The following is a 24,130-nucleotide window of genomic DNA, read 5'->3' on the forward strand; positions in this document are numbered from 1 at the left end:
CATGAGGACTGGCCCACCTGGCACACGGAAGGCATCGGGTCCTGGGAAACGGTTCAGGACAAGCGCGACTGGGTCGCGCAATGCCGCAGTTGCTGTGGGGAACTCACCGGCCGAAGGACCGGCCGGTCGACTCCGCGGTGGAATCCGAGAGCTGCCGCACGGGCCGCGGTGATCGCCGTGCGGGCCCGTGCGGCGGGGATGACCGGGGGCAGGACTCGATCGCCGTACTGCCGGACCACGCGGTCCGTCGTTTCTCCCGAGACCCGAGACCCGAGACAGACAGCCGGCCGTGGGCCCGGTCGTGGCGTCCTTCCGTAGCCCGTGAGGTCCGCGGCGGCCGCCTGAGGGGGCAGGCGGGAGAAGCCGGGAGCCACGGGCAGCGCGCTCGCGGCCACAGCGGCGCCCGCGGCGCCCGGCAGGGTACGACGGGACACTCTTCTTCCTGATGACATGGGCCTCGTGGTGGCCAGAGCCCCCGAAGTGCTGCCGGCCAAGCTCCGCCGATACGGGACGTCTACCGACTGGAACTCCCAGTCCTCGCGAGCGCGCCCGCCGCGGCCGCTTCTCATGCTGGTGCCGGTGTCAGAGGGCCGTGAAGGTCCACAGGAGGTTGGTGCTGCTTCCGTAGGCCCACTGTTTGGTGACGGAGCCCGAGGCCACGTTGCCTCCGCCGTCGAGGAGCAGGCCGGTGGTGCGGTTGGCGATCGTGTGGCGGCCGTCGCCTCGGTGGGTGATCTTCCACTGCTGGTTCGTGCCGCCGTTCCATGGTGCCTGCCTGGCCGCTGAACCGTTGGCAGTGTCCCCCCAACCGTCGGCGACCATGCCGTTGGTGCGGTTGACCAGCTTGTAGTAGCCGCCGCCGACATCGACCGCCTGCCACTGGAGGTTGGGGCTGCCGTCCCAGGTCCACTGCTTGAGGTTGGACCCGGAGGCGACGTTGCCGCCGCTGTCCAGGGCAAGGCCGTCGGTGACGTTGGTGAGCCGGAAGTACGTCGACGGGTTGAACCGGACCTTCAGCGAGGTGATCTGGTCGTTGTTGCCGGAGACCCTGAGGTCGGGGTTGTCGGCGGTGAAGGTCCACGAGGTGCCGGTGAAGTTGTCCCCTGAGTAGCCGATCAGCTGGAAGCCGGGAGCCAGGCGCAGGGACGAGAGGGTGAGTGGGCCGAGCCCTGCGAGCGTCAGCTGGTCCGCGGTGTAGTCGCCGACAGGGAGCACGGCCGTCGTGCCCGAGTAGTTGACGTCCCCGAAGACCACGGCGCCGGAGAGGGGCCGCAAGCTGGGGATCTGTCCCGAGAAGGCGAGCTTCAGGACGTAGGCGTTGGCACTGAACGGTGCCGACGACGGCAGGGTCACCTTCAGCCCGGCGGCGTCCTGCGTGGGCGTGGCGAGGCTGATGTAGCTGCCGGCCGTCGAGTCGAGCAGCTTGACCGACGTCAGCGAGGACAGGTCGATCCGGTCGGAGCTGAGGGTCTTGATCGTCAGTGAACTGCCGGGCCAGCCGAGGGCGGTGGCGTATAGGACCGTGTCGGTCTTGTTCCGGGTGAAGCGGAGGTCCTGCGCGGTGCCGGCGGTCGGGGTGGTGAAGGAGCCGCCGCCCATCTTCGTCGGGCCTTCGCCGTACGCCGTCCAGGGCCGGGTCGAGTAGATCGACTCGCCGAAGCGCTTCAGGTAGTCGCCGATGCCGAGCAGGACGTCCTTCTGTCCCTGCGGGATCGTGCCGTCCGCCATCGGCGCGATGTTCAGCAGCATGTTGCCGTTCTTGCTCACCCGGTCGATGAGTGAGTGCAGCATCTGCTGCGTGCTGTAGTAGCCGATGCCCTGCGTGTAGCACCAGCTGGAGCTGGAGATGCTGTCGTCGGTGAGCCAGTACGGCGCGGTCAGGTCGGCCGGGCCGCCGCGCTCGTAGTCGAACACCTCGCCCTTGCTGTCGAGGCCGTCCTTGTAGGTGGCGACGACCTCGCGGCCCCAGGCGTTGGCCTGGTTGTAGTAGTACGACAGGAAGTTCAGGCGCCGCGTCTCGTCGACCGCGCTCAGATCGAAGTCCTGCCAGAGGATGTCCGGTTGGGCGAGGTCGATGACCTCCTTCAGCTTGTCGTACCAGAGCTGGTTCTCCTGTGCCCTGCCCAACTGCCCGTAGAGCTTCTGCAGGCTCGGGTCCGACTGGGCTGGGACGTGGTCGTAGTAGCCGTTGAAGTTGTACGCGTGGTGCATGGCGACCAGCAGCTTCAGTCCCTTGGCCCGGATCGCCGTGGTGAACAGCTGCAGCAGATTGAGCTTCGGGCCCTTGGCGGCCGAGTTCCACTCGTTGACCTTGCTGTTCCACATGGAGAAGCCGTCGTGGTGCTCGGCGACCGGTCCGGCGAACCTCGCTCCCGCGTCGACGAACAGCTGCGCCCACGCGTCGGGGTCGAAGTTCCCGCCCGCCGACTTCAGCTTCGGTGCGAACTGCACGGTGTTCCCGGCGAGATCCTTCGCCCCGTTGATGAAGTTGTGGTACGGCCACACCGACGGGTCGCCGTAGGTCGCGATGTGGTGCTGGTTGGCCGCGCTGCCGGCTATGTACATGTTGCGCGGGTACCACTCGCTGTCGTAGGCGGGAACGCTGAAGACGCCCCAGTGGAAGTAGATGCCGAACTTGGCGTCCTGGAACCACTCGGGAGCGGGCGGGTGCTGGTCGACCGAGGGCCACGCGGGGGTGTACGTGCTCGGTGCCGCCTGGGCGACGCCGGCCCCGGGGCCGCCGCCGGCGACGGCTGCCGCCGCGACACCTGTGGCGGCGGCCAGGAACTGACGTCTGTTGAACGAGCTCGACATGAGGACATCCCTGATGTGGGGGACAGAGGGAGGACACGACGCCCACGGCACTGAAGCGCGGACGTTACGCACGAAGTTCGAGCATGTGACGCGCCGATGTCAACGGGCGTGCAGGGATGAAAGTGCCTCGTGGCTTGCAGTTTAATGTGTATATGGGAGCTCATGTCCTTTTTGTTGAACATCAGACATGGCATGTTTGCGCGGTGCACGAAGGGTGCGACACCCACACGGGGAGTCCTCGGGCAAGCCGTCGGCGCCTTGCAGATACTCGTCATTGATGGGATTGATTCAACTCGCCCGTCACGGTGATAAGCCCCACGACCCCCACGCTTGCAGTGACTTCGCCCGAGGCCTAGACAGCCCCCTCGGTCGCGGCCTATATATACATCCCATCTCTTCGATGCGGCGGCACACGGCTGTCGCCCTGCGAACCATCTCCCGCTCCGGGACCAGCGCGAGGAAGTACCGATGAGACTCAGAACTGCTCTCTGTTCCACCGCCTCCGTCCTCTCCGCACTGGCGCTGCTCACCGCCTGCAACGGCTCCGGCACCGCGGCGTCGTCCAGCGACACGCCGCTGGTCGGTGTCGACTACCCGCGTTCCGACACCGACTTCTGGAACTCGTACATCAAGTACACGCCGGAGTACGCCAAGCAGCTGGGCCTGTCGCTGAAGACGACGAACTCGCAGAACGACGTCGCCAAACTGACCGCCAACGCGCAGACTTTCATCAGCCAGGGTGTGAAGGGCATCGCGATGGCGCCCCAGGACACCGCCGCCATCGCGCCGACGCTGGCGCAGCTGGAGGCGAAGAAGATCCCGGTCGTCACGGTCGACACGCGCCCCGACAGCGGCAAGGTGTTCATGGTGGTGCGGGCCGACAACCGGGCCTACGGCGAGAAGGCCTGCCAGTTCCTCGGCACGAAGCTGAACGGCAAGGGCAAGGTCGCCATGCTGGAGGGCGGCCTCGACTCGATCAACGGCCGCGACCGCACCGAGGCGTTCAACGACTGCATGAAGAAGAACTTCCCCGGCATCAAGGTGTTCGGCGAGGCCACGAACTGGGACGGTGCGGTCGCGGCGCAGAAGCTCCAGACGGACCTGACCGCCAACCCGGACATCAAGGGCGTCTACATGGAGTCCAGCTTCGCCCTGTCCGGCACGCTGCAGGTCCTCAAGCAGAAGGGGCTGCTGGTCGGCCCGAAGGACCCGAAGCACGTGTTCGTGGTCTCCAACGACGGCATTCCCGAGGAATTGAAGGACATCGCCGCCGGGCACATCGATGCCACCGTGTCCCAGCCGGCCGACCTCTACGCCAAGTACGCCCTGTACTACCTGAAGGCCGCGATAGACGGGAAGACGTTCAAGCCCGGCAAGACCGACCACGACAGCACCATCATCCAGGTCCGTCCCGGTCTGCTCGAGGACCAGCTCTCCGCTCCGCTGGTCACCGTCGACGGCGGCACCTACGGCGGCGCATCCAGCGTCAAGAGCAGCGACACCTCCCTGTGGGGCAACAACCTCGGCTGACCTGCCCTGTCAGGCCCCAACGGATAATGACTACAAGGTGGTTGTGATGAGCGACGGGGAGCGAGCAGTCAGCCCCGCGCCCGCCCCGGCGGACGACGGACGGCCCCCGGTGGGCCCGCCCGTCGTCGAGGCGACGGGCATAGTCAAACGATTCGGTCCCACGGTGGCCCTCAACGGCGCCCGGATCACGATCAGGCCCGGCGAGACCCACGCCCTCGTCGGCCGCAACGGGGCCGGCAAGTCGACGCTCGTGTCGGTCCTCACCGGCCTGCAGGCACCCGACGAGGGAACGGTCACCTTCGGCGGCGGCCCCGCACCACGACTCGCGGACCGCGACGCCTGGCGACAGCGCGTGGCCTGCGTCTACCAGAAGTCGACGATCATCCCCACCCTGACCGTCGCCGAGAACCTCTTCCTGAACCGGCACGACCACGGCCGCAGCCGGCTCATCAGCTGGCAGGGTGTTCGCCGGCGGGCGCAGGAGCTGCTGTCGACGTGGTCGGTGGACGTCGACCCGCGGACCTCGGCCGGCGATCTGAGCGTGGAGCAGCGGCAGTTCGTGGAGATCGCCCGGGCGCTGTCCTTCGGAGCCCGGTTCGTCATCCTCGACGAGCCGACCGCCCAGCTCGACGGTGCGGCCATCAACCGGCTCTTCGACCGGATCCGCGACCTGCAGCGCCAGGGCGTGACCTTCCTGTTCATCAGCCACCATCTCCAGGAGGTCTACGACATCTGCGACATGGTGACGGTGTTCCGCGACGCCCGGCACATCGTCACCGCGCCGGTCGCAGAGCTCCCTCGCACCGAGCTGGTCGCCGCGATGACCGGCGAGGCGGCGGTCGACCGGCTGCAGGCGCGGTCGAGCGCCCTCGACCGCACCGCCACGCCCGCGCTGTCCGTGCAGGCGCTGGGCAGTGACGGCGCTTACGGTGATGTCACCTTCCAGGTGGGCGCCGGTGAGATCGTCGGACTCGCGGGTGCCGCCGGCAGCGGCCGCACCGAGGTCGCCGAGACCGTCGTAGGGCTGCGGGCGGCCCAGGCGGGCGAGGTGGAGATCGCCGGGCGCCGGCCCCGGCCGGGCAGCGTGCCCGCCGCGCTCGCCGCGGGCGCCGGGTTCGTCCCGCAGGACCGGCACCACCAGGGATTCGTGCCCGACATGTCGATCGCGGACAACGCCACGCTGTCCGTTCCTCACCGACTCGGCAAGAACGGCTTCCTCAGCCGTGACCGACGGGACCGGCTCGCCGACAACATGATCGAGAAGCTGGCGATCAAGACGCCTGGACCCGAGCTGCCCGTCTCCGCGCTCTCGGGCGGCAATCAGCAGAAGGTCGTCATGGCCCGCGCCCTGGCGGACGACCCGCGGCTGCTGGTGCTGATCAACCCGACCGCGGGCGTGGACGTGCGCTCCAAGGAGTTCCTCCTCGGCAAGGTCGAGGAGACCGCCGAGTCCGGCACCGGAGTGCTCATCGCCTCCGACGAACTCGACGATCTGCGCATGTGCGACCGGGTCCTGGTGATGTTCCAGGGCCGTGTGACCTCAGAGATCGCCCGCGGCTGGCACGACCACGAACTCGTGGCCGCGATGGAAGGAGTGGACCTCAATGCCTGAGACCGTCCTCGCGGACGCGGCCGCCAAGGCCATGGAACCCAAACCCGGGCGCACCGCGCTGCTCGGCGGCCGGATACCCCTGGCCCGCCTGCGCGACCTCGCCCTCGTCCCGGCGATCGTCGTCATCGCGATCGTCGGCCAGATCGTCAACCCGGTCTTCCTGCAGGCCGACAACCTCATCAACGTCCTGCAGACCATGTCCGAGATGGCGCTGCTGGTCCTCGCCCAGACGATGATCCTGATCGTCAAGAAGATGGACCTGTCCCTGGAGTCCACCATGGGCCTCGCGCCCGGCGTCGCGGCCTGGCTGGTCGTCCCGGCGGGCGCCGGACACGGACTCGGCCTGCTCCCCGGCGCCTGGTCGATCCCCCTCACCCTCGCCGTGGGCCTGCTCGTCGGCGTGATCAACGCCCTGCTGATCATCCGTTTCGGCCTCAACGGCTTCATCGTCACCCTCGGCATGCTCATCGTGCTGCGCGGCATTCTCACCGGCATCTCCGGTGGCCAGACCTTCTTCCAGCTGCCGCAGTCGATGCTCTACATCGGCACCGCCGAATGGTTCGGTATGCCCGCCTCCATCTGGATCTGCCTTGCCCTGTTCGCGATCGCGATCGTGGTCCTCGGCTGGACCAGCTTCGGCCGCTCCCTGTACGCCATCGGCGGCAACGTCGACGCGGCGAAGGCGGCCGGCATCCGTACCGACCGGGTGCTGTGGATCGTGATCGTCACGGGCAGCGTGCTCGCCGCCCTCGCCGGACTGATGCTGTCCGGACGCCTGGCCTCGGTCGCCTCCGCGCAGGGCAACGGCTACATCTTCACCGTCTTCGCCGCCGCCGTCATCGGCGGGATCAGCCTCAACGGCGGCAAGGGCACCATGTTCGGTGCGTTCTGCGGCATCCTGCTGCTCTTCATGATCCAGAATGTGCTCACGCTGGCGGGTGTCCCCGCTCAGTGGATCGGCGCTCTCAACGGCCTGATCATCCTGGTCGCCCTCGCCATCTCCCGTATCACCGGCGGCAAGGTCCAGGAGTGATCCGGGCGGCCGTCGCCGGCCGCTCGTCCTCCGCCGCGTTCACGCCTCGTCGCAAGGGACCGATTCCCCCTTGCCCCTCACAGGAGTTGCCGCCATGTCCTCCACCGTGCCCTCATCCGCCCGCATCACCGCCCTGGACGTCCTGGATGTGCGGTTCCCCACCTCCGAACACCTCGACGGCTCGGACGCCATGAACCCCGAGCCCGACTACTCCGCCGCCTACGTGGTCCTGCGCACCGACGTCGGCGACGGACTGGAGGGCCACGCCCTGGCCTTCACCACCGGACGCGGCAACGACGTGCAGGCCGCCGCGATCGCGGCGCTCGCCCCGCACGTGGTCGGCCTCTCGGTGGAGGAGGTCTGCGCCGACCTCGGCGCGTTCTCCCGCTCCCTCGTGCACGATCCCCAACTGCGCTGGCTGGGACCGGAGAAGGGCGCCATCCACATGGCCACCGGCGCGGTGGTCAACGCCGCCTGGGACCTCGCCGCCAAGCGCGCGGGCAAGCCGGTGTGGCGCTTCCTCGGGGAGATGTCGCCCGAGGAGCTGGTCGCGCAGGTCGACTTCCGCTGGCTGAGCGACGCGCTCACTCCCGAGGAGGCCCTGGAGATCCTGCGCCGTGCCGAGCCGGGCCGCGATCGCCGCATCGGCCGTCTCACCGACCAGGGCTACCCCGCCTACACCACCACCCCCGGCTGGCTCGGCTACTCCGACGAGAAGCTGGCCCGCCTCGCCCGCGAGGCCGTCGCCGACGGCTTCACCCAGATCAAGCTGAAGGTCGGCGCTTCCCTCGAGGACGACGTACGGCGCTTGCGCGTCGCCCGCGAGACGGTCGGCCCGGACATCCGCATCGCCGTCGACGCCAACCAGCGCTGGGACGTCCAGCCCGCCATCGACTGGATGCGCGCCCTGGCGCCGTACGAGCCGTACTGGATCGAGGAGCCGACCTCCCCCGACGACGTCCTCGGCCACGCGGCCGTCCGCCGGGCGCTCAGCCCCATCAAGGTCGCCACCGGTGAGCACATCGCCAACCGGGTCGTCTTCAAACAGCTGCTGCAGGCGGGCGCGGTGGACATCGTGCAGATCGACTCGGCCCGGGTCGGCGGCGTGAACGAGAACATCGCGATCCTGCTGCTCGCCGCGAAGTTCGGGGTGCCGGTCTGCCCGCACGCCGGCGGTGTGGGCCTGTGCGAGATGGTGCAGCACCTGTCGATGTTCGACTACGTCGCCGTCTCCGGCACCCTGGAGGACCGGGTCATCGAGTACGTCGACCACCTGCACGAGCACTTCGTCGACCCCGTCCGCATCGTCGACGGCCACTATCTCGCGCCGACCCTGCCCGGACTGAGCGCGCAGATGCACCCGGACTCGCTCAAGGAGTACGCATACCCCGACGGCCCCGTCTGGAGCGCTCGTGCCTGACACCCAGGTACTCGTCGACGCCCACCACCACGTGTGGGCCCTGGACCTCCGGCCGCAGCCCTGGCTGGACGAACCCGGGCACGAACCCATCCGCCGTACCTTCGGCACCGACGACCTGCGCACAGCCGCGACCGCGACCGTGGCAGGACGGCGGCTGGAGTGCACGGTGCTCGTCCAGTGCTTGCCGTCCGTCGACGAGACCCGTGAGTTCCTCGCCCTCGCCGACGGCGACCCGCTCATCGGCGCGGTCGTCGGCTGGGCGGACCTCACGTCCCCCTCGATCGGCGACGCACTGGACGCACTGCGCGCCGGCCCCGGCGGTACGCGTCTGCGGGCCGTACGTCACCTCGTCCAGGGGGAGTCCGATCCCGACTGGTTGCAACAGCCCTCAGTGGAGCGGGGATTGCGGGAGGTGGGCGAACGCGGCCTGGGGTACGACCTGCTCATCCGCAGCCATCAGTTCCCCCAGGCGATCCGCCTGGCAGAACGCCTGCCCGAACTTGCCCTGGTCCTCGACCACGCCGGCAAACCACCCATCGCCCGGCAGGACCTGGACGACTGGGAGCGGGGCGTGCGCCGGCTCGCCACGCATCCGCAGGTGCGCTGCAAGGTCTCCGGCCTGGTCACCGAGGCCGACCACGAGAAGTGGACCATCGACGACATCCGGCCGGTGTGGGAGGTCCTGCTGGCGGCCTTCGGCCCCGACCGGCTGATGTTCGGCTCCGATTGGCCGGTCTGCGTCCTCGCCGGCGGCTGGAACCGGTGGGCCGCCACCGTCGGGGAACTCCTGGCGGGCTGTTCCGCCGCCGAGACCGAGGCGGTCCTCGCCGGCACGGCCACCACGTTCTACCGCCTCGATGCCGCTGAAAGGAAGGGACGGACTCCATGCTCCTGACCGAACTCCTGCACCCGGGCATTCTCGAAGCCCTGGCGGGCGCCGGGCATGGAGCCCGGGTCCTGCTCGCCGACGGCCACTATCCGGCGAGTACGGCCACCGGCCCGCGGGCCAGGACCGTCCATCTCAACCTGGCGCCGGGTCTGCTGGACGTCACGACCGTGCTCGACGTCCTGCTGCGGGCTCTGCCCGTCGAGTCGGCGCATGTGATGGTGCCGCCCGAGGGCGAGCCGGAGCCGCCGGCCATCGCGGAGTACCGCTCGATGCTGGCGCCCGTCCCGGTCGCGACGCTCGGCCGCTTCGAGTTCTACGACGCCGCCCGCTCACCCGACCTGGCCCTCGCCGTCGTCACCGCCGACATCCGCACCTACGCCAACCTGCTGCTGACTATCGGCGTCCGCGCTGAAGGGACCCTGAGAACACGATGACACTCGCAGTCCGCTACCTCGCCGCCCGCACCCTGGACACCGCGCCCGCCGAGAACCCGCCGCCCGGCCCCGGTCAGGTGGAGATCGCCCCCGCCTACGTCGGTATCTGCGGCACCGACCTGCACATCTTCCACGGCGACATGGACACCCGGGTCGCCGTGCCCGCCGTCCTCGGCCACGAGATGTCCGGCCGGATCGTACGGGTCGGCCCCGGCGTGGAGGGCTGGCAGTCCGGTGACGCGGTCACCGTGATGCCGCTGCGCTGGGACGACACCTGTCCGGCCTGCCAGGCGGGGCACCAGCACATCTGCCAGCACCTGGACTTCATCGGCATCGACTCCCCGGGCGCGATGCAGCAGCGCTGGGCCGTGCCCGCCACCACCCTCATCCGGCTGCCCGACTCCCTCCCTCTGCACCACGCCGCCCTCGTGGAGCCCACCGCGGTCGCGGTGCACGACGTCGGCCGGGCCCAGGTCCGCGACGGCGAGAAGGCCGTCGTGGTCGGCGGCGGCCCTGTCGGCATCCTCATCGCCCTGGTCGCCCGGGCAGCCGGAGCCGACGTCCGGGTGGTCGAGCTGACCCCTCACCGGCGGCGGCTCGCACAGGAGCTGGGGCTGGCCACCTGGGATCCGGGCGCCGACGACGTGCCCGAGCTGGTCCGGCAGTGGACCGGCGACGCCGGCGCGGACGTCGCCTTCGAAGTCTCCGGCGCGCAGGGCGGAGTGGACACCGCCGTCGAGGTCCTCGGCGTGCGCGGCCGGTTGTGCCTGGTCGCCATCCACCCCCGCCCGCGCGAGGTCAACCTGCACCGCTTCTTCTGGCGCGAACTCACCCTGGTGGGCGCCCGGTTGTACGACCGTTCCGACTTCGAGCGGGCGGTCGCCGCGGTCGCCGACGGCACCATCCCGGCCGAGCGGCTGATCAGCAAGGTCGTCCCCCTCACCCAGGCGCCGGCCGCCTTCGAGGCCCTGGAGGGCGGCGGCGACGTGATGAAGATCCTCGTGGACTGCACCGACGACGCTCAGGGAGCCGCCGTATGACCGCCTTCGACCTCACCGGGAAGCTCGCCGTCGTCACGGGAGCCCGGCGCGGCATCGGCCGGGCCATGGCCCGCGCGCTCGCCGAGGCCGGTGCGGACGTCATCGGCGTCAGCGCCTCGCTGGAGGAGTCCGGCAGCGCGGTGGAGAAGGACGTTCTCGCCGTGGGCCGTACCTTCGAGGCCATCCGCACCGACTTCGCCAACCCGGACGCCGTACGGGCGCTGGGCGCGGATCTCGCCGGGCGTGAGCGGCCGGTGGACATCCTGGTCAACAACGCGGGCACGATCCGCCGCGCCCCGGCCACCGAACACCCCGACGATGACTGGGAGTTGGTCCTCCAGGTCAACCTCAACGCCCAGTTCGCCCTGTCCCGCGCGGTGGGCGCGGCCATGGTGGCGCGCCGCCACGGGAAGATCATCTTCACGGCGTCGCTGCTCAGCTTCCAGGGCGGCATCACCGTCCCCGGCTACACCGCCGCCAAGCACGGCATCGCCGGACTGACCAAGGCCCTGGCCAACGAGTGGGCCCCGCACGGCGTCAACGTCAACGCCATCGCGCCCGGCTACATCGCCACCGACAACACCCAGGCCCTGCAGGACGACCCCGTCCGCAGCAAGGCGATCCTGGACCGAATCCCGGCCGCGCGCTGGGGCAGCGCCGACGACCTCGCGGGCGCCACGGTGTTCCTCGCCTCGGACGCCGCCGCCTACGTCCACGGCACCGTCCTGCCCGTCGACGGCGGATGGCTCGGCCGATGAGTGACACCGACCTGGCCTCCGTACTGGCCGGCGCCCGCGTCATGCCGGTGTTGACCGTGCCGTCCGCCGCGACCGCCGCCCCGCTGGCCGACGCGCTCGCGGCGGGCGGCGCCCGGTGCGCCGAGGTCACCTTCCGCACCCCCGACGCCGAGCAGGTACTCAAGACGATGGCCGCCCACGGCGGGCTGACCGTCGGCGCCGGTACGGTCCTCACGTCCGAGCAGGTGGACCGGGCCTTGGCGGCCGGGGCCCGTTTCGTCGTCTCCCCCGGCTTCGACGAGGCAGTCGTCGCCAGGTGCGGCGAGCTGGGGGTACCCGTGGTGCCCGGCATCGCCTCCGCCACCGAGCTGATGCGTGCGCTGCGGGCCGGCCTCGACACCGTCAAGCTCTTCCCCGCCGAGCCGCTCGGCGGGATCCCCATGCTGCGAGCCCTGGCGGCGCCCTTTCCGCGGGCACGGTTCGTGCCGACGGGCGGCATCGACGCCTACCGCATGACCGCCTACCTCGCCGACCCGGCAGTCCTCGCCGTCGGCGGCAGCTGGATGGCCACCGCCGCCCATCTGGAACGGGGCGAGTACGAGGAGATCCGCCGGCTGACCGCCGAGGCCGTACGGAGGAGCGCGACGTGACCGACGTGGTGGCCCTCGGCGAGGTGATGCTCCGCTTCGACCCGGGCGAGGGCAGGATCCGCACCGCCCGCACCTTCCAGGTCTGGGAAGGCGGCGGCGAGTACAACGTCGTACGCGGACTGCGCCGCTGCTTCGGCCTGCGTACGGCCGTCGTGACCGCCCTGGCCGACAACCAGGTGGGGCGGCTGGTCGAGGACCTGGTCCTCCAGGGCGGAGTCGACACCTCGCAGATCCGCTGGATGCCCGCGGACGGCATCGGCCGCGGCGCACGCAACGGTCTGAACTTCGTCGAGCGCGGATTCGGCATCCGGGGCGCACTGGGCGTCAGCGACCGCGCGGGCACGGCCGTCTCGCAGCTGCGCAAAGGGGATGTCGACTGGGACGCGGTCTTCGCCTCGGGACCGCGCTGGTTCCACACCGGCGGCATCTTCGCCGGTCTGTCGGACACCACCGTGGACGTCGCGGACGAGGCCATGGCGGCCGCGCGGCGGCACGGTGTGACGGTCTCCTACGACCCCAACTACCGCCCCAGTCTCTGGGCCGGCCGGGGCGGCGCCAACGCCGCCCGCGAGGTCGACCTGCGGCTCGCCCGGCACGCCGACGTCGTCGTGGGCGCCCTGGGCCTGGCCGGAACGCACCCAGGGGCGCTGCGGATCGAGGCGGACGAGGTGCAGGACGCACTCGCAGAGGTCGCGGGACGCCTGCCCCAGGCCGAGGTGCTGGCGACGACCGTGCGCACGGTGACCTCGGCCGGGGTGAACGACTGGTCCTCGGCCGCCTGGTCGGCCCGGACCGGCTGCGTGCGTGGCCCCGACATGCCCGGCCTGCACGTCCTTGACCGCATCGGCTCCGGCGACGCTTTCGCGGCCGGACTGATCTACGGACTGCTGACGGGCGACGGCGAGGAGGGCGGCTCGGCGGCCCGCGCCAGGCCCGCGGCGAACCTCGATGCCGTCGGCCTGCGGCGCGCTCTGGGCTACGGCACCGTCCACGGCGCACTGACCATGACCACGCCCGGTGACGTCTCCATGGCCTCACTCACCGAGGTCGAGGCGCTCATGGCAGGTGGCTCGGCCGCCGTCAGACGATGACCGGCCCTCGGCCGCCGTACCGAACCGCACCACCAGAGGAGCACAGTTGACACATCGGACCAGGGGACACCGGAAGATCACGAACACCCCCGTCGAGCTCACGGACCTCGGCTTCGGGGCCTCCGTGATCGGCAATCTCTACCGTGTCACCCCTCCTCACGACGCGCAGGCCGCGATCGAGGCGGCCTGGGCGGTCGGCATCCGGTACTTCGACACGGCACCGCACTACGGGCTCGGCCTCTCCGAGCGACGCCTGGGAGCCGCCCTGCGGGACCGTCCACGCGACGCGTACGCCGTCTCCTCCAAGGTCGGCCGCCTGCTCGTCCCCAACGAGCAGCCGCGCGGCATCGACACCGAGGGCTTCGTGGTGCCGGACGACCTGCGCAGACAATGGGACTTCAGCCGCGACGGAGTGCTCCGCTCCATCGAGGCGACCTTGGAACGCACCGGCCTGGACCGCCTGGACATCGTCTACCTGCACGACCCCGACGACCACTGGAGACAGGCCGCCGAGGAGGCCATGCCGGCCCTCGCGGACCTCCGCGACCAGGGGGTGATCGGCGCGATCGGCGCCGGCATGAACCAGTCGGCCATGCTCGCCCGCTTCCTGCGCGAGACCGCAGCCGACCTGGTCATGCTGGCCGGGCGCTACACACTCCTCGACCAGTCGGCTCTGGACGATGTCCTGCCCGCCGCCCGGGAACTCGGCAAGAGCGTCGTAGCGGTGGGCGTCTTCAACTCGGGGCTGCTCTCCAGCGACCGCCCTGCCGAGGGCATGAAGTACGACTACCAGGACGCCCCGCCTGCCCTGGTAGCCCGCGCTCGGGCGATCGCCGACGTCTGCGCGGCGCACGGCACGACCCTGCCCGCCGCCGCGATCGCCTTCCCGCGCACCCATCCCAGTATCATCAACATCACCCTCGGTATGCGGAACGCGGAACAGGTTGCACAGAACGTGGAACTCCACGATCAGCGGATCGCTGAACATCTCTGGGATGATCTCCGTGCCCGAGGACTGATCAGGTCGGACGTGCCCACGGCGAACGATCCCGGAAGGAGCTCGCAGTGTCTCTGACGGACAAGGCCATAGCGCAGATCCGCGAGCTGATCCGCACGGGCGCGCTGCCTCCCGGCTCCAAGCTGCCGCCGGAGCCGGACCTGGCAGCACAGCTGGGTCTGTCCCGCAACCTGGCCCGTGAGGCGGTCAAGGCGCTGGCCGTCGCGCGGGTTCTGGAGGTCCGACGGGGTGACGGCACGTACGTGACCAGCCTGCAGCCGAGCCTGCTCCTGGAAGGGCTCGGCGGAGCGGTGGAACTGCTGCAGGGCGACTCCGCCGCCCTGCAGGACCTCATGGAGGTGCGGCGCCTCCTCGAACCAGTCGCCACCGCCCTGGCCGCCACCCGGATCTCCGACGACCAGCTTGCCGAGGTCAAGCGGCACCTGGACGCCATGCGCGAGGCCCGCGACGACGTCGAGCAGCTCAACATCCACGACGCCGCCTTCCACCGCGCCGTCATCACGGCCACCGGCAACGAGACCCTGCTCACCCTCCTTGAGGGCATCTCCGGCCGCACTTTGCGCGCCCGCATCTGGCGCGGCCTGGTCGACACCCAGGCCGCGGGCCGGACCCTCGCCGAGCACGAGGCGATCTTCCATGCCCTGTCCACCCGCGACGCCTCCCTCAGCCAGGCCGCAGCACTGCTGCACGTGAGCAACACCGAAGAGTGGCTCAGAGAACACCTGCGCTCCGGCCAGACCCCTCCCCTTCGGTAGACGTCGATAGCTTCACCTGCCCAGGTGCGGTGAGCTTGCCCAGCTGGGCGCAGATGTCCTTGGCCGGGCCACTCAAGTCGGCGAAGAAGCAGGTCAACAAGCTGATCGCAGCCCATCCCGGTGGACGAGGGCGTGTCCTTGGTGAGGCGCAGTCGGCTCGGCACGTCCAGAGCATTGCCGATCTGCGTCCAGTGCACGAGGTCGCGGCTGTGGAAGACGGGGATGCCCGCTGCCGCCCTGCGGGATCGGGGGGTGAGCAAGTGGGCGTTCTTCAAGACGTTCAGGTCGCCGGGGGACGGCGACGGTGGTGCTTGGCAGGGCGGAGGGCCGGCCCCTGTGGGGCGTCCGCCGAGGCGTGCCCTGCTCAGCGGCGCTCGTCTCCGGGCCGGTGAGGCGGGGCGGGATGGCGCAGGGGGTGGTGGGCAGGCCAGTACTGGTAGGACTCCGTTAGGTCTGTGTGTCGTCCTTGTTCAGGGGCACGGTGAGTGTGTGGACGCACATGAAGTGAACCGTGTTCGGGCGACGTGGGCGTTATTCGTGGCGGACGTGTTCGCCTCGGTCCGCGCAAGGACCAGCGGGCCAAGGGTGACTGCTATCTGCGGGGACTGATGATGGACGGTCGCCGCAAGTCCATTCAGGCCATGGCCTCGCGGCTGCCGGACGGCAATGAGCAGAACCTGCAGCAGTTCGTGAACCAGTCCACGTGGGATGCGGTGCCGGTGCGTCGGCGGATCGCTGAGCGGATGGTGCCGCAGGTCGGCGCGGACGCCTGGGCGGTCGATGACGTGTCGTTCCCCAAGGACGGCAGGATGTCGGTCGGTGTTGCTCCCCAGTACTGCGGTGCGCTGGGCAAGCAGGCCAACTGCCAGGTCGCGGTCAGTGTCCACGCGGTCTCCGACACGGCGTCGTGCCCGCTGAACTGGCGGCTGTTCCTGCCGCGGGAATGGGCCGAGGACACCGTCCGGCGCCGGCAGACCGGCGTGCCGGAGGACGTCGGACACCGGGAGAAGTGGCGTCTGGCACTGGACGCCCTGGACGAACTGGCCGGATGGGGACTGGTGCCGCCCGTGGTGGTGGCCGATGCGGGCTACGGCCAGAACGCGGACTTCCGTGCCGCACTGGCCGAGCGGGGACACGCGTACGTGGTCGGCATCCGCGGCGATCTGATCGTCCAGCCGCATGACGCAGTCCCTGATGCCCCAGTCTGGTCCGGGAACGGCCGCCGGCCGGTTCCCCGCTACCGGCAGCCACCACTGACGGTGGCGGAACTGGCCGCGGCCGCCGGATGGGAAGCCTTCCAGGAGGTGACCTGGCGGGAAGGCTCCCGCTCCCCGATGACCTCCCGCTTCCTCGCGATGTGGGTCCGGCCGGCCGGGGTCCGCCCGCGTCGGCTGGCCCAGCAAGCCGCGGTGGCCGAGCACGGCCGGTGGGACGGCGTGCTGCCCCAGGTGCGACTGCTGGCCGAGTGGCCCGACGGCGAGGACGAACCGACCCGGTTCTGGCTGTCTGACCTGCCCGCCGACACCCCGATCCCGGAGCTAGTCCGCCTGGCGAAGATCCGCTGGCGCATCGAGCACGACTACCGGGAACTCAAGCACGGCCTGGGCCTGGACCACTTCGAAGGCCGCTCCTGGAACGGCTGGCACCACCACGCCACCCTGGTCACCGCCGCCCACGCCTCACCGAACAGCGGCTGACCCCAAAAGCCGACACACCGGACTCACCCTCTACCAGATCCTCGACGCCCTCCAGGACCTGCTGAACTGCTGGAGCGGCATCTGCACCACCTGCCACCAACCCCTGCCCCGCAGGACCACACCAAGATCAAGACAGACCTAACGGAGTCCTACTGGTAGTTCGTCAGAACGGCGTCGGTGCGGAGGTGGTTCCGTCGCTCAGCCGCAGGCCCATGGCCGAACCGGCCATGGCTGTCGCGCCGTTGTGCCGGGCCGACCACTGGAGCGAGCCGCCCGTCAGCGGCATGGTGATGCTGGTGGTGCCGTCGAGCGACGTCGGGTGACCGAGGCGTCTGAGGCCTCGGCCGGATACGTGCTGCCGATGCCCGGCGCGGCCGTTGCGGCGGCGACAGCCGCGCTCTTGAGCACCCTGCGGCGAGAGGGTTCCTGATGCCCTGGCACGTTCACCGGGTTCCTCCGAGGATGCCCTGGCGTTCAGGCCGGGGAGGAATCGGAGTCCTGCGGAGCAGGGCAGGGATAGCCGGGTCGCCGTCAGGGTGATCCGGCGTCCACCCCGGGCAGCGGTGATGTCGCGCCCACAATTGATCAAGAGCTCTCAACTGTCAGTCCTCTCGGGTAGGTTCGGGTGCATGACGGCAGAGGCGACCACGAAGGACACCGGGCATGCCCGGTACACCTTCCGTGTGCGCCTGTCGGCTGCTGCGCGGCGCGCACTTGAAGCGGAGTGGGCGCGCTGCCGGTGGATCTGGAATGAGTGCGTCGCGAAGTCCAAGCAGGCGCACGCGCAGAGCCGGGCGACCGGCGAGAAGGTGACCTGTGGTCCGGCGCAGTTGGACAGGATGCTGACCGAGGCCCGCGGGGTGACGCCATGGCTGGCTGAGGGCGCGTCGGTGCCGCAGCAGCAGGTGATTCGGGACTTTGCCAAGTCGAGGGCGAAAGCGCTGAAGGACATCAAGGACCGGTTGCCGATGCACTGCCGGGCCCAGATGCCCCGCTTCAAGAAGAAGCGGGAGGCGCGGTGCAGCCTCAACTACACGAAGCGCGGTTTCCGCCTCAAGGACGGCCGCCTGCACCTTGCAGGCGGGATCGTGCTGAGGGTGGTGTGGTCGCGGCCCCTTCCGGCCGATCCGTCGAGTGTGCGCGTGTACCGGGACACGCTCGGACATTGGTACGTGTCCTTCGTCGTTGCCGCGCAGAGCGAACCGCTCGCCCGCACGGGGCGCGTGCTCGGGGTGGACTGGGGTGTGAAGGAGGCCGCCACGACCACTGACGACGCCTACGATCTGCCGCATGGCGAGCACGGCAAGCGGGCCGCGCAGCGGCTGGCGAGGTATCAGCGGATGATGGCCCGGCGTCGGCGTCCGAAGGGACAGCCCGCATCCGCGGGCTACCGGGCCGCGCAGGCGCAGGCGGCGAAGCTGCACAAGAAGATCGCGAGGCAGCGTGAGGACACCGGCCGCAAGTGGGCCAAGTCCGTGATGCGTGGCCATGACGGGGTTGCGGTGGAGGACTTTAGGCCGAGGTTCCTGGCGAAGACCACCATGGCCCGCAAGGCGGCCGATGCCGCCATTGCCGCGACGAAGCGTGCCCTGTGCGAGATGGGCCGCAAGCACGGGCGGGACGTCCGTCTGGTGCACCCGGCGCACACCACGATGGACTGTGCCAAGTGCGGAGCGAGAACCAAGCACGCACTACCTCTGTCGATGAGAACGTATGCCTGCACCGTGTGTGGAGCCGTGTCCCCCAGGGACAAGAACTCCGCCCGCGTGATGCTGGTCCGGGCAGGTTGGAACCCGGACGGTGTCGAGGGCGTAAGACCACCTGAGCCGCTGGCTCCGGTGGCGGCCTGAGCCGTAAATCCCCGCTCAGCCCTGGAGGGTGACGAATCCCCCTCCCTTCAGGGAGGGGAGCCTTCAACTCTGGTATCCGGACAAGTTCGGTGTCCCGTGTCCGCCGTATGACTTCACTGAGGCGGCGATCGACAGTTTCGCCGCGACGACCTGCTGCCTCGGAGTACGTGTGGAAGCGGACGGCCGGTGGCGCGTGTATGCGCCGCACGGCCTGTCGGACGTGTTCAACCTCGTCGTCCGGCCGAACCCGGTGCTCGCTCCACGGGCGGTCTATGAGACCAAGGCAGCGCGGTGGCGAGAGCAATGGCCCGAGCTGACTGTTCTGGACTGGCCCTCCACAAGTGTCATGTCGACCTCGTCCGTCGACTGACGTCGGCAGCGTAGGCGGCCCAGTCCGCCGCGGATGCCTGCTGCCACTGGACGGCGACCTTGATGTGGACACCGAGTCCCCGCCGCGAGGATCGCGGCGGGGAACTCGGTCGCGAGAACAGTGCGGCGGAGCGGTCCTGCCGAAAGGACCTACGAGCAGCTCTGGACCCGCATCGGCGCGCCGTCAGCTGACCTGAACGGTGACCGGCGAGGAGTGGAACGTGCCGGACTTGGCCGCCACCCGCACCTGTTCGGTGCCCTTGTTGGTGAACGTCCGCTTGATCGTGTAGGTGCCGTTCTTGTTGACGGCCGCCGTGGTCCTCAGTGTGGTCCACTTGCCGTTGTGCAGATGCTGGAGAACCAGCGTAGAACCGGCCTTGATGCCCTTGACTCGGCCCGTGAACGCCACGGTGTTGCCCACCTTTACGGACTTGCGGTTGGCCGAGACGGTGATCGAGCCCATGGCGGTCGGCTTCGGCGACGGCTTCATGCTCGGCATACCGGTGCGCGTCATGGAGGGCTTGGGGGCCGGCGTCCCGGTTGCGGCGACGGCTCCCGCCGTACCGGTCGACAGCATGGCGGCGGACAGGGCACCGGCGGCAAGCGCACGGGCGCGGCGGCTTCGGGTGAAGCTCATTGTGGGTCTCCCGTTTTTCGTCGGAGTCCCCCCTGGGAGCGAATCGGCCACTCGGGGCGGTTCGCGAATCCAGGCTGGCCCGAGCGCGGCCGAGCGGCCTGTCGAAACGGGCACGCGAGCCGTTCAAGCTTCTATCGCTTTGGGTAAATCCGCAGGCTGGGCGACGTCCTTCCTGACAATCACTCTTACTTTTCCCTTACCTTTTGTCGCTCAATCGGCTCAATGCGGCCACGGACAGTGATGGCGGCAGGGGAGCCATCGCAACGGCTGGCATGCCGATCACGCGGGCATGATCGGTCCGGCTGAAGCCCACATAACGATTCGCCGCGTTGGCGACCGCCCATCCCTGATCTTGCGGGGTATCCCCGGCTCTAGCCGGGGGAATGCATCCTCGGCCCGGAGGCGCGCAGCGCCGAAGTTCGCTCCGCCTGCGGGGTGAGGGTCAGATAGGCCGCTTCTGGCCCTCGATGTACTGGCGGATCACTGTGAGCGGCGCACCTCCGCAGGAGCCTGCGAAGTAGGAGCGGGACCAGAACACCGAGCCCATGCCGATCCGGTTGAGTCGGGCGGTGTACTCGGCCCGCAGGTATCGGGAGCTGACGCCCTTGAGGCTGTTGATCAGCTTGGACAGGGCGACCTTCGGCGGGTAGTGCACCAAGAGGTGCACGTGATCCGTTTCGCCGTTGAACTCACGCAACTCCACCTCGAACTTCACAAGACCGCGCTTGACCTCGTGCGGGAACACGACTACATCGCGCACGAAGACCTCAAGATCCGCAACATGGTCAAGGCCTCCGCGCCCAAGCCCGACCCTGAGCAGCCGGGCAGTTTCCTGCCCAACGGGTCGGCGGCGGAGGCTGGTCTCAAGCACTCGATCTCAGATGCCGGATGGGCGGTGTTCCTGACGATCCTGCACGCCAAGGCTGAAAGCGCCGGACGAGATGTGATTGCCGTGCACCCCCGCAACACCTCCCGGACCTGCCCCGAATGCGGGCACGTCTCAGCGGAGAACCGGCCCACTCAGGAGAAGTTCCACTGTCAATCCTGCGGCCACAGCGCGCACGCAGACACGGTGGGAGCCCTGAACGTTCTACGGGCCGGGCTGGTCCGTCGCGACGCCCGCCAGGGTTAACGAGAAGCCCCCGGCTTCAGCCGGGGGAGGAGTCACCACGGTCACATCCCTCTGTGTGTGGGTGGATTCGGCCTCGGATGCGAGGCCGTACAACAGCACCCTGCCGAGGGGAAGTCCCTGGCCGCAGGGCATGAAGTGTTGAAGGCCACGGTGAACCGAACGGGGAGTGGGGGATCTTCATGACTGGCCTGCGGCCCCGGGGGACCTCCTGGGGCCGCCTTCACCGGCCGGTCCGTCAGGCGATAAGGATGCGGCCCGACCTGCGCCGAAGATGGAGGAGATGCAGATCAAGGCCGCAGACACACGGTGCACGCGACGTGTCGTCTGCTTAACGTACACGGGCAGGCCAAGGACACGCAGCCGTCAAAACTGCTGCTTGGCTGATCAGGCACGGCTGACGGTCACTCCTCCAGCCGTGCGCGAGTGGTCGTGAGTTTGGGACATCAGGGCGTCCTGCGGGACGCGGTCACGGAAGTGTCACGCTTCCGGACGGAGTTATATGCCTCTCGTCGGTGCTGAACAACGGACTCATCACCGGAACCGTGCTGCACGTCGACGGGGGACACCGCATCACCTGATCCGGTACCCGAACAGCCAGCAACCGCGGCGCTCGCTGACTCCCCGCGGAAAACGATCCTCGCCCGGCTCGACCTGCCCGCCGGGCCGGTCGCCGATCTCGTCGCGCATGCGCACGAGCAGGCCAAGCTCGCGCTCGCCGAGCTGGGCGAACTCATCCATGGCATCCACCCGCAGGTGCTCACCGACCGCGGCCTGCCCGCCGGGGTCGCGGACGTGGCCGGGCGGTCCCCGGTACCTGTGGACGTCGCGGTCGAGTTGCCCCGGCGGCTGCCGGAGCCGCTCGAGGCGGCCGGGTACTTCGCGGTCTGCGAGGCGCTTGCCAACGTGGCCAAGCACAGCGAGGCGCGGCGAGCCTGGGTCACCGGACGACTCGTGGAGGACCGCCTGGTGCTGGAGGTCGGCGACGACGGCGTCGGCGGCCCGCGGCGGCGGGCCTGTCCAGCCCGCCGGGTGGGCCAACCGTGCTGCAGATTCCGTGCACCCAGACCAGCGACCCAGGGTCGTGATCGCCGAGGACGGCGTGCTGCTCCGTGAGGGGCTGGTCGGTCTGCTCGAACGCTTCGGATACGCCGTGACTGCGGCGGTCGGCGACGCGCCCGCGCTGCTCTCCACGGTGGACGCCGACCCGCCGGACCTGGTGCTCACCGACGTACGGATGCCGCCCGGCAACGCCGACGACGGGCTGCGCGACGCCGTCCAGTTATGCGGGCGGCATCCGAAGCTCCCCCTGCTGGTGCTCTCCCAATACGTGGAGCAGACCTATGCAACCGAGCTGCTCGACAGCGGTGACGCCGGCACCGGGTACCTGCTCAAGAACCGGATCGCCGACGTCGCGGACTTCGTCGACGCGGTCGGCCGGGTGCTCGCCGGCGGGACCGTCGTCGACCCGCAGGTGGTGCGCCAGCGGCTGCGTCGCCGCCGTGACTCGATCGACCGGCTCTCCCCACGGGAACGGGAGGTGCTCGCGCTGATGGCCGAGGGCCGCTTCAACGCGGCGATCGCCAAGACGCTCTACGTCACCGACGCCGCGGTCAGCAAACACATCCGCAGCATCTTCACCAAGCTCGACCTGCCACCGGCCGACACCGACCATCGCCGGGTCCTCGCGGTGCTCGCCTGGCTGCGCCGCTGACGGCGTCGCGTTTTCCGGGGGCACAAGCTAAACCGCTGCCGCGTGCGTGACCCGGATCTTCGACTGGCCGTGCGGGCGCCGCTCCCAGTCGTCCATGAAACGCGCGATCAGGCCGTGCCGCTCGGCCAGCGAGAGCAGGGTCTCGGTGCGGTAGTAGAAGTCCTCGCGGAGCACCTGGTGCTCGGTGCCCTCCGTGCGGTCATAGGTGAAGTCGAAGAAGCCGCCGGGGGCCAGCACCCGGCCGACGTGGGCCAGGCACTCGTCGATCACCTCCAGCGGCGAGTGCGAGAAGAGGCTGTGGGCGTGCACCACGGTGAACCAGCCCGAGGGCAGGAAGTCGAGCGTCAGGTTCTCGACGAGCGCCAGGTGGGGTAGCCGGTCCTGCAGGCCCCGCTGGACGATGGTGTGCTGTGCCTCGAGGAGGATGTCCGGCGATATGTCGATGCCGTAGTAGCGACCGGGGTCGAGGTAGCCGATGAACCGCCACCCCGCGCGCAGGTTCCCGCAGCCGATCTCCAGCATCCGGTCCTGCGGCTTCAGGCCGTGCTCGACCAGGTAGTCGAACTGCATCTGCCCCAGCGCCAACCAGCGTTCCTCCGAGCCGCTGCCGACGGCACGCTCCGGGCTGCGCCCGGTGTCGGCGGCCATGACCGCGCGGTAGTACGCCACGTGGTCGCGGTGCCGGAGACCCAGCCAGTTGTCCCGTGCAGCGCGGCGTAGATAGCGAGGGATCCGGCCGGGGTACCGCAGGGCATAACGCAGCTTGTGCCCCAGGGACGACCGGTTCCTCGACAGCTCGGACTTCGGCATGGCTGCCTCCGTGATCCACGTCAGCCCCCGTCCGGCAGCGTAGCCCGGGGCTTGCGGTACGGCCTCCCGCAGACCGGTGACCAGCGGTGTGACCGGGCGGGGCGGGGGGCCGCGGGAGCGGTCTCTCCCGGAAGTGAGTGCCGTCCTACGTCGTCAGTCCTCGTCGTGGTCGCCGGAGGAGCTGTCGTTGTCGTTCCGGTCCTCGTCGGTCTTGGCAGCCGTGACCTTGCCGTTCTGCGCGTCGACGGCGACCTCGTGGTCCTTGCCCTTGGCGTCCGTCACGTCGACGTGCCAGGCTGCGGTCCTGCCGTGGTGCTTGTCGAGGTCGGCGGAGGTGGCGGTGCCCTTGACCTTGGCGAGAGCCGCGTCCACGGCCTTGGCCAGGTCGGTCTTGGCGGCCTTGGCCAGGGCTTCGTCGCCGCTGCGGTCGTCGGAGTCGTTGTCCTGGTCGGCCTTGGTCGCGGTGACCTTGCCGTCCGTGTCGTTGACGGTGACCTCGTGCTTGGTGCCCTTGGAGTCGGTCACGTCGACCTTCCACACCGCTTTGCCATTCTGGCTGTCCAGGTCGACGGCGGTGACGGTTCCCGCGACGGACTTCGTGGCGGTGGTGGCGGCCTGCTTGATGTCGATCTTGGCGCTCTTGACCAGGGCGCTGTCGTGATCATGGTCGTTTCCGTGGTCGTCGCGGTCAAGACCGGCAGCGTTGGTCGTGACGGTCTTGACGTTGTGGTGGTCGCCGACCTCGGCGAAGGCGAAGGCGGCCGCGGCTCCGGCGCCGCCGAAGACCACGGTGGCCGTGAGCACGGTGGCGACGGTGCGGCGACGGCTGGTCAGGGTGCGCAGACGAGCCTTCATGAGTACGTTTCCCTTCTTCAACGGACAGTGCGGGACGGTGTCGTCC

General features: G+C 69.5%; 21 protein-coding genes and 4 pseudogenes. 17 read left to right on the plus strand and 8 right to left on the minus strand.

From position 1 onward, the window contains the following. Positions 1-582: 582 nt before the first annotated feature. Entirely contained in the window at positions 583-2,814 is a 2,232-nt protein-coding gene (locus SRB17_RS41835) for an alpha-L-fucosidase (RefSeq protein WP_153546968.1), read from the minus strand. Positions 2,815-3,282: 468 nt separating this feature from the next. Between SRB17_RS41835 and SRB17_RS41840 the strand changes: the two genes are divergently transcribed. The 13 genes and pseudogenes from SRB17_RS41840 (at position 3,283) to SRB17_RS41900 (ending at position 16,785) form a co-directional block, all read left to right on the plus strand. Beyond that, positions 3,283-4,344, plus strand: a complete 1,062-nt coding sequence (locus tag SRB17_RS41840) for a sugar ABC transporter substrate-binding protein (RefSeq protein ID WP_153546970.1) — start codon at positions 3,283-3,285, stop codon at positions 4,342-4,344. A 46-nt stretch (positions 4,345-4,390) separates the two neighbouring features. Continuing rightward, positions 4,391-5,956 carry a sugar ABC transporter ATP-binding protein gene (locus tag SRB17_RS41845; RefSeq protein ID WP_153546972.1) on the plus strand — a complete coding sequence of 522 codons (1,566 nt, stop codon included), beginning with the start codon at positions 4,391-4,393 and terminating at the stop codon, positions 5,954-5,956. After that, positions 5,949-6,989: an ABC transporter permease gene (locus SRB17_RS41850; RefSeq protein WP_153546973.1), complete on the plus strand. Its 1,041-nt coding sequence runs from the start codon at positions 5,949-5,951 to the stop codon at positions 6,987-6,989. The genes SRB17_RS41845 and SRB17_RS41850 overlap by 8 nt, the downstream gene beginning before the upstream one ends. A 94-nt stretch (positions 6,990-7,083) precedes the next feature. Continuing rightward, positions 7,084-8,409, plus strand: a complete 1,326-nt coding sequence (locus SRB17_RS41855; protein WP_153546975.1) for an L-fuconate dehydratase — start codon at positions 7,084-7,086, stop codon at positions 8,407-8,409. Next, positions 8,402-9,304 carry an amidohydrolase family protein gene (locus tag SRB17_RS41860; protein ID WP_323377501.1) on the plus strand — a complete coding sequence of 301 codons (903 nt, stop codon included), beginning with the start codon at positions 8,402-8,404 and terminating at the stop codon, positions 9,302-9,304. The genes SRB17_RS41855 and SRB17_RS41860 overlap by 8 nt, the downstream gene beginning before the upstream one ends. Then, positions 9,295-9,732, plus strand: a complete 438-nt coding sequence (locus SRB17_RS41865) for an RbsD/FucU domain-containing protein (protein WP_153546978.1) — start codon at positions 9,295-9,297, stop codon at positions 9,730-9,732. The genes SRB17_RS41860 and SRB17_RS41865 overlap by 10 nt, the downstream gene beginning before the upstream one ends. Beyond that, positions 9,729-10,772 carry a zinc-dependent alcohol dehydrogenase gene (locus SRB17_RS41870; RefSeq protein ID WP_153546980.1) on the plus strand — a complete coding sequence of 348 codons (1,044 nt, stop codon included), beginning with the start codon at positions 9,729-9,731 and terminating at the stop codon, positions 10,770-10,772. Before SRB17_RS41865 ends, SRB17_RS41870 begins: the two co-directional genes overlap by 4 nt. Then, on the plus strand, positions 10,769-11,530 hold the full coding sequence (locus SRB17_RS41875) for an SDR family oxidoreductase (RefSeq protein ID WP_153546982.1): 762 nt from the start codon (positions 10,769-10,771) through the stop codon (positions 11,528-11,530). The genes SRB17_RS41870 and SRB17_RS41875 overlap by 4 nt, the downstream gene beginning before the upstream one ends. Further along, the gene (locus SRB17_RS41880) at positions 11,527-12,159 is read left to right on the plus strand and encodes a bifunctional 4-hydroxy-2-oxoglutarate aldolase/2-dehydro-3-deoxy-phosphogluconate aldolase (RefSeq protein ID WP_153546984.1); all 633 of its coding nucleotides are present in this window, start codon (positions 11,527-11,529) and stop codon (positions 12,157-12,159) included. Before SRB17_RS41875 ends, SRB17_RS41880 begins: the two co-directional genes overlap by 4 nt. Beyond that, positions 12,156-13,250, plus strand: a complete 1,095-nt coding sequence (locus tag SRB17_RS41885) for a sugar kinase (RefSeq protein WP_323377502.1) — start codon at positions 12,156-12,158, stop codon at positions 13,248-13,250. Before SRB17_RS41880 ends, SRB17_RS41885 begins: the two co-directional genes overlap by 4 nt. Before the next feature lie 46 nt (positions 13,251-13,296). Continuing rightward, positions 13,297-14,325 (plus strand): aldo/keto reductase, encoded by a 1,029-nt coding sequence (locus tag SRB17_RS41890; protein ID WP_153546986.1) that lies wholly within the window; start codon positions 13,297-13,299, stop codon positions 14,323-14,325. Further along, positions 14,316-15,023: a FadR/GntR family transcriptional regulator gene (locus SRB17_RS41895; RefSeq protein WP_323377503.1), complete on the plus strand. Its 708-nt coding sequence runs from the start codon at positions 14,316-14,318 to the stop codon at positions 15,021-15,023. The genes SRB17_RS41890 and SRB17_RS41895 overlap by 10 nt, the downstream gene beginning before the upstream one ends. Before the next feature lie 489 nt (positions 15,024-15,512). After that, positions 15,513-16,785, plus strand: a pseudogene (locus SRB17_RS41900) (IS701 family transposase). A 98-nt stretch (positions 16,786-16,883) separates the two neighbouring features. Here SRB17_RS41900 and SRB17_RS47800 read toward each other — a convergent pair. Together SRB17_RS47800 and SRB17_RS48730 are read right to left on the minus strand one after the other, a co-directional pair. Then, a complete protein-coding gene (locus SRB17_RS47800) occupies positions 16,884-17,006 on the minus strand; it encodes a hypothetical protein (RefSeq protein WP_267133499.1) in 123 nt (40 codons plus the stop codon). Continuing rightward, positions 16,997-17,167: a twin-arginine translocation signal domain-containing protein gene (locus SRB17_RS48730; RefSeq protein ID WP_416237138.1), complete on the minus strand. Its 171-nt coding sequence runs from the start codon at positions 17,165-17,167 to the stop codon at positions 16,997-16,999. The genes SRB17_RS47800 and SRB17_RS48730 overlap by 10 nt, the downstream gene beginning before the upstream one ends. Before the next feature lie 182 nt (positions 17,168-17,349). On the opposite strand from SRB17_RS48730, the gene SRB17_RS41910 reads away from it, so the two are divergent. Together SRB17_RS41910 and SRB17_RS41915 are read left to right on the plus strand one after the other, a co-directional pair. After that, positions 17,350-18,570: an RNA-guided endonuclease InsQ/TnpB family protein gene (locus SRB17_RS41910; RefSeq protein WP_153546991.1), complete on the plus strand. Its 1,221-nt coding sequence runs from the start codon at positions 17,350-17,352 to the stop codon at positions 18,568-18,570. A gap of 52 nt (positions 18,571-18,622) precedes the next feature. Then, a pseudogene (locus SRB17_RS41915) lies at positions 18,623-18,940 on the plus strand (nucleotidyltransferase family protein); the annotation flags it as partial. Positions 18,941-19,123: 183 nt separating this feature from the next. Here the strand turns inward: SRB17_RS41915 and SRB17_RS41920 are convergent. Both SRB17_RS41920 and tnpA read right to left on the minus strand, forming a co-directional pair. Next, complete coding sequence (locus SRB17_RS41920) at positions 19,124-19,576, minus strand: hypothetical protein (RefSeq protein WP_153546993.1); 453 nt, start codon at positions 19,574-19,576, stop codon at positions 19,124-19,126. Between the two features lie 442 nt (positions 19,577-20,018). Beyond that, positions 20,019-20,285 (minus strand): annotated as a pseudogene (tnpA, locus tag SRB17_RS41925) (IS200/IS605 family transposase); the annotation flags it as partial. Between the two features lie 3 nt (positions 20,286-20,288). On the opposite strand from tnpA, the pseudogene SRB17_RS41930 reads away from it, so the two are divergent. Continuing rightward, positions 20,289-20,708, plus strand: a pseudogene (locus SRB17_RS41930) (RNA-guided endonuclease InsQ/TnpB family protein); the annotation flags it as partial. A gap of 570 nt (positions 20,709-21,278) precedes the next feature. Here the strand turns inward: SRB17_RS41930 and SRB17_RS48735 are convergent. Continuing rightward, positions 21,279-21,446 (minus strand): hypothetical protein, encoded by a 168-nt coding sequence (locus tag SRB17_RS48735; RefSeq protein WP_153546995.1) that lies wholly within the window; start codon positions 21,444-21,446, stop codon positions 21,279-21,281. A 343-nt stretch (positions 21,447-21,789) separates the two neighbouring features. On the opposite strand from SRB17_RS48735, the gene SRB17_RS47155 reads away from it, so the two are divergent. Further along, positions 21,790-22,419, plus strand: coding sequence for a response regulator transcription factor (locus SRB17_RS47155; RefSeq protein ID WP_323377504.1), 630 nt, complete (start codon positions 21,790-21,792; stop codon positions 22,417-22,419). Between the two features lie 27 nt (positions 22,420-22,446). Here the strand turns inward: SRB17_RS47155 and SRB17_RS41945 are convergent, their stop codons facing one another. Further along, a complete protein-coding gene (locus SRB17_RS41945) occupies positions 22,447-23,229 on the minus strand; it encodes a class I SAM-dependent methyltransferase (RefSeq protein ID WP_153546999.1) in 783 nt (260 codons plus the stop codon). A 153-nt stretch (positions 23,230-23,382) separates the two neighbouring features. Beyond that, positions 23,383-24,084: a PepSY domain-containing protein gene (locus SRB17_RS41950; protein WP_153547001.1), complete on the minus strand. Its 702-nt coding sequence runs from the start codon at positions 24,082-24,084 to the stop codon at positions 23,383-23,385. Positions 24,085-24,130 lie beyond the last annotated feature (46 nt).

The sequence above is a fragment of the Streptomyces sp. RB17 genome, from assembly GCF_009604455.1.
In the GTDB taxonomy this organism is placed as follows: Bacteria; Actinomycetota; Actinomycetes; order Streptomycetales; family Streptomycetaceae; genus Streptomyces.